4 protein-coding genes are annotated in these 6000 nt (G+C 37.3%); all 4 read right to left on the bottom strand.

The features are described from left to right. Positions 1-340: 340 nt before the first annotated feature. From BKH41_RS07405 to BKH41_RS07390, 4 genes are read right to left on the bottom strand one after another with little or no spacing between them, the layout of a single operon-like run. On the bottom strand, positions 341-625 hold the full coding sequence (locus BKH41_RS07405) for a DUF3240 family protein (RefSeq protein ID WP_095298544.1): 285 nt from the start codon (positions 623-625) through the stop codon (positions 341-343). Positions 626-637: 12 nt separating this feature from the next. Then, entirely contained in the window at positions 638-3694 is a 3057-nt protein-coding gene (locus BKH41_RS07400) for an efflux RND transporter permease subunit (protein ID WP_095298542.1), read from the bottom strand. Next, entirely contained in the window at positions 3694-4749 is a 1056-nt protein-coding gene (locus BKH41_RS07395) for a sodium:proton antiporter (RefSeq protein WP_095298540.1), read from the bottom strand. Before BKH41_RS07395 ends, BKH41_RS07400 begins: the two co-directional genes overlap by 1 nt. Continuing rightward, the gene (locus BKH41_RS07390) at positions 4746-5969 is read right to left on the bottom strand and encodes a TolC family protein (RefSeq protein WP_257875440.1); all 1224 of its coding nucleotides are present in this window, start codon (positions 5967-5969) and stop codon (positions 4746-4748) included. Before BKH41_RS07390 ends, BKH41_RS07395 begins: the two co-directional genes overlap by 4 nt. Positions 5970-6000 lie beyond the last annotated feature (31 nt).

Raw genomic sequence — 6000 nt, 5'->3', positions numbered from 1 at the left:
ATTAAAACATATTTTTATTAAATTATTCATTAATTATTTTTTTATAACTCCTAGTTTATACAATTGAATTGACATTTTTTTGAGATTTTAATGGTTAATTTGGTTGAAATGATTTACTAAGATAATTTATAGTTTTAGTTTTAATGAAAATATAATATTATAAAAATGGATAAAAAATCTGTTTGGGATAAAAATATGGAGGAATTTTGATATTTAAATTTGATTTTGATGTCGATTTTTATTTAAAACTGATTGATTTTAAATAAAAATTATCAAGGTGAAGGTGTAAAAAGATACTTTAGAGCCATAATGGCTTGTGAAACTTTTATTATCAAGGAATTTATAGTTCTTTTGGGGCAGGATAAAAAAGAATTCGGACTTCAGTTTTTCCAAAAAGCTCATAAATTCTCTCTGCAAGACTCAAACCAACTGCATCGGCAACAAACATTTTAAAAAGTCCATAGTCTTTCCTGCCGCTCACTTGTTCTTTTTCGCTCAAAAGTAGAGAAGTAGCGGCATATTTGTAACATTCAAAATAATAAAAATCATCAAAGCCATCTTCAAGCAATCTATCTACAATGCCATCTTTAAGCTTGGTATCAGCATAAATTTCAAGTAAAGCCATTTGGAACCTCTCTTAAAGCTTGATTTTCTTAGCAAGTGCGCGAAACATTGGAGGCAAAAGCAGTAAGGTCAAAGCACTTGAAGTCACCAAACCGCCTAAAACCACGATTGCCAAAGGTTTTTGCACTTCAGAGCCGACGCCGTGAGAAAGCAACATCGGCACTAATCCTAAAGCAGCGATGAATGCTGTCATCAAAACTGGACGCAGTCTTCTTTTTGCCCCGATCAAAACGGTTTCATCAATGCTTTTTCCTTGTTTGATTAGCTCTTTGAAATACCCCACCATTACCACACCATTTAACACAGCAATCCCAAAAAGTGCGATAAAACCAACGCTTGCAGGCACTGAAATGTATTCGCCTGATAAAAATAATGAAATCAAACCACCTGTAATCGCAAAAGGGATGTTGAGTAGAATCAATAATGCTAAAGGGATACTTTTAAAGGTAAAAAATAGAATAAAAAATATCACTAAAATGCTGATGGGGATTACGGTTGCTAATCTTGCGTTGGCACGCTGTTGGTTTTCAAACTGCCCGCCGTAGGTGATGAAATAATTTTGGGGGAGTTTGATTTGGCTTGCAACTTTGGTTTTTATCTCATCGACAAAACCACCTAAATCCCTATCGACAACGTTACTCCTTACGACACTCATACGACGGCTGTTTTCTCGAATAATGGTAACGGGTCCATCGACCTCACTGATGTTTGCAATCGAAGTGATGGGGACAGCATAACCTCTATTTGAAGCCATTTCAAGGCTCTTTAGCTTTGTGATGTCAGTGGAAATTTCACTGCTTTGTCTGATGATGACAGGTGTGCGGGCAAAGCCTGTGGGAATGTATTCGACAACCAAGCCTTCTAAAGAAGACTTCATAAATTTAGAAAATTCATCACTGGTAATCCCAACATTTGCCATTGCGTGGCGTTCGGGGGTGATATAGAGATAATTTACCCCTTGATTGAGTGTGGTAAAGACCTCGCTAGATCCTTGAATGCCTTTTAAAAGCTCTGCGATTTGAGAGCTTAATTCGTTGAGTTTATCAATATCATCGCCAAAAATCTTGATCGCTAAATCCCCGCGAACACCTGTAAGCATTTCTGATATTCTCATATCAATGGGCTGGGTAAAGATAAAGCTGATGCCTTTAAAGTCTTCTAAAGAATTTGAAATTTTATTGATAAGCTCTGTTTTGTTTTTGACTTCCCACTCATCTTTGGGCTTAAAAGAAATGAACATATCGGTTTGATTCAATCCACCTAAATCCAAACCAAGTTCATCTGATCCTGTTCTGGCTACGATTGTTTTGACTTCAGGGATACTTTGATGGATTTTTTTCTCGATTTTTAAAATCAGCTCTTTGGACTGATTTAGAGAAATTGAGGGTGTGGTCTCAACGGTCAAAACGACATCTCCTTCATCAAGAGTAGGCATAAATGCCTTGCCCACAAAAGGAAAAAGTGAAAAGCTTCCAATCAGAAAAATAGCTGCGCCTATAAACATTATCTTAGAATGGTTTAGAGAAAAATTGAGCATTGGATTATAGAGGCGATAAAAAAATCTTGTCAAAAATGTTTCTTTATGTTCTTTTACTTTCAGCACAATCGAACTTACTACTGGGATAATTGTGATGGAGAGCACTAAAGACCCTAAGAGGGCAAATACAATACTTGAGGCTAAAGGACCAAACATTTTTCCTTCTAAACCTTCAAGAGAAAGGATGGGAACAAAGAATATGATGATGATTATAATCCCGCTTACAACTGATACAGCAATTTCTTTGCAAGAACGATAGAGAGCGTGGAGCTTGGTGGTGGATTTGTTTGTGCTGAGTTTTTCAAATGCATTTTCAACCACAACAACTGCAGAATCTACAAGGATACCAATGGCGATGGCAAGCCCACCTAAACTCATCAGGTTCGCACTGATACCGCTACTTTTCATCAAAATAAATGCCACTGCTAAAGACAGAGGTAAAATCACGCTTACTGCTGCTGCTGCGCGTAAATCGCCCAAAAATAAAAATAGCGTGATGATGATTAAAACAATCGCTTCTATGAGTGTCTTTGAAACATTATCTACAGCCTTTTGCGTGAGTTCGGAACGATCATAGAAGGTGTTGATTTTTACGCCTTTGGGTAGTAGGGGCTTTAATTCTTCTAATTTTTTCTTGACATTAACAATCACTTCTTTGGAGTTTGCTCCCTTTAAAGAAAGCACTAACCCCTCTGTCGTTTCTCCTATTCCATCTTTGGTCACAAAACCTAATCTCGTGCGGTAGTTTGAAATCACATTGGCAAAATCGCCGATATGGATATAGCCGGTATTTGTGGGTATTGTGATGCTTTTGATTTCATCTTCGTTGATGGCTGCTGTTTGGATTTTTACCAAAAAAGTTTCGCCATCTCTATCGACCCTGCCTGCGCCATCGTTTTTGAGATTGGCTTTGAGGGCGTTTTCAAGATCGGATATGGAAATCCCGAGCCTTGCCATATCGTTAAAATCTGGGACAACCACGATGGCTCTGGAATAACCTCCCAAAGAATTCACATCAGCAACCCCTTTAATCGTACGTAAAGCTGGGCGAATCACAAAATCAAGCAATTGGCGTTTTTCTACTTCGGGCAAATCCCCATCTATGGTAAACATAAACATATCTGAAAGCGGGGTAACGATGGGTGCCATCCCGCCATCAACGCCATCAGGTAATTCTGGAAGAATCATTGAAAGCTTTTCATTGACCATATTCCTAGCTAAATAAATATTGACTTTATCATCAAAATCAATCGTGATATCAGCAATGGCATATTTGGAAGTGCTTCGCAAAGATTTTTGCCCTTGTAAGCCTAAAAGTTCCATTTCCAAAGGACGAACGACCCGATTTTCCATCTCTTCTGGTGACATACCTGGTAACTTCAAGACAATCTTGACTTGCGTTGAGGACACATCGGGAAATGCATCAATTGGGATAGTGATAAAACTATAGGTTCCAAAAAACAGCAAAACAAAAGCACAAATGATGGCCATAATCCTTTGACGGAGTGAAAATTCAATGATTTTAGCTAACATCACTCATCGCCTATATTGTTGATGATGCCTTTGAGTGCAATCAAAGCACCTGCGGCTACTTTATCGCCTATTTTGACAGACTTATCATCAATGACAAATAAATTATTTCTCTCTTCAATAATATGAACGGGCGTGGGCATAAAACCATCTTTTGTGCGGATAAATACAAGGTAATCTGAGCCGTTTTTGATGAGTGCGTTTGAGGGAATCACGATAGAGCCTTCAGGCTTTATCCCCTCAATATAAACATCAAGCATTTCACCGACACGATAATTCCCTTGATCGATCAATGCTGTGGCAAGAATGGTATTAGAGGCTTTATCAAGTACAACGGATATGGATTGGATCACGCCGATTTTCTTGCCATTTTCATCAAATACTGCCGAACCTTTTTTGATGAATCCTGAAACGCTGATGGGAAGCTTGATTCTAGCAAGCAAGTCATCATTTTTTGATATTCTGATATAGGTGGTAAAGGCTGGGATTTTATCTCCTGTGTTCTTAGGGGCAACCGATAAAATACCACTATCTCGGGCAACTACGCGAAACCCATATTTGCCTTTGGGGTTTTTTGGGTCGATACCAAAAATCTTAAAAGTGGATTCAATCTGCCTGACTTTAAGCTCCATTTCTTGGCTTGCTAAATAGCTTACCTGATATTCTCGCTTTGAGATCACGCCTGCTTTATAAAGATCTCTGTCTTTTTGGGTCACATCTTTGGCAACTTTTAGCCTGTTTTGAGTGTTTTGAAGTTCAAAATACAAATTATTCAAATCAATCGAACTGATTTCACAAATCACTTCGCCCTCTTTGACATTTTCGCCCTCGCGTCTATAAAGAGCAGTAACAATCGCATCAAAGCTTGAGCTTTGGGTTGATGAGCTTTTATTGTCAAAATCAATATAGGCATTGAAAGGTAAGCCTTTGCCTGAGATGTTTCCATCAATGGTGATGACTTTAATTCCAAGATCACTGAGTTGCTCTTTTGATATTTTTATTGCATCATATCCCCATAAAAATGGGACAAGAACAACTAAAAACAACCATCGTTTCATTTATTTTCTCCTATATCTGTCAAGCTTTTACCCAAAGTTTCTTCTAATAATGCAGTCGTATTGACATAATCAAGCTTTGCTTCTGCTAAAGCAATCAAGGCATCCATATAGGAATTTTGATAAATCAAATACTCAAATAAACCGATTTTTTGGGATTCATAGGCGATTTTTCCCATTTCCATCAAATGCTTTTTATTTTGGATATTTTCTTTTTGAATCTCTATGTATTTTTCTTTATTTTTGAGTTGGCTCATATAAGAATTTGTTTGTATTCTGATATTTCTTTTGATCACTTCACTTTGTGCAAGCGCTCCGCTTTCAAGTGCCATATATTTTCTTTTCAAGTGCGTATTTTTAGGGGTTAGGGGCAAGGGAATTTGAAACTTTAGGGAAACATTGGTTGAGGAGTTGGCATTTTCTACTCCTGCTCCTACTTCTAAAGTATTAAATCTGTCTCTATTGGCAAGTTTGGCATTGGTTTGATAATCTTTTGCACTTAAATCAATGATATCGACATATAAGGAATGATCAAGGATTTGTTTCAAACCTGAATCTTCTATCTTGACATATTCAAACCCCAAACCTGATACCTTGACACTATGGGCATCATCTAAAAAAACACTGAAATTGGCATTGTCGGGGTTTGGTTCTACGATCGCCAAAAGGGTATCAAGGGTTTTTTCTAAATTGATTAACATTGATTCGACATTGGTTTTAGCTAATTTTGATTCCAAATAGGAGTTTCTAAAATTGATATAGTCTTTTTTGGACATACTGCCTGCATCGACTTTGTCCTTTGCAATTTTGAGTTGGGAGAGATAGTTATTTTCCCTTTGGGTATAGATATCGTACTTTTCTTTCGTGATAACATAGTTCAAATAAAGGCGTTTTGCGGCGATAAAAACTAGATTTTTACTCAGTTCATAACTCTTTTTGTATTGGATTGTCTTGATATGCAGACTTTGATAAAGCATCGTGCTGACCCAAGGAAGCTTGGGTATTAGCATTAAAAGTGCTGTAGTTTGGGGTGCCATATTGCCTTGATTGTTTTTTACCATCGAAACATCTGTTTCAACATAGGGATAATCCCAAGCAATTAAAGATCTTTGATTTTCAAGAAGACTTTCATATTCGGCCTTTTTCCCTATGAGTTCAATTGAGTTTCTCTCCACAGCTTTGACAAAAGTGCTTAAACTGATCTCGTGGGCAAAAGCACCCATAAAAAGCCCGCACACTAATAAACCTATCTTC

It is taken from the genome of Helicobacter sp. 12S02232-10, assembly GCF_002272895.1.
In the GTDB taxonomy this organism is placed as follows: domain Bacteria; phylum Campylobacterota; class Campylobacteria; order Campylobacterales; family Helicobacteraceae; genus Helicobacter_J.
The sequence above is the reverse complement of the archived record's forward strand: the minus strand, read 5'-3'. Positions and strand labels throughout refer to the sequence as shown.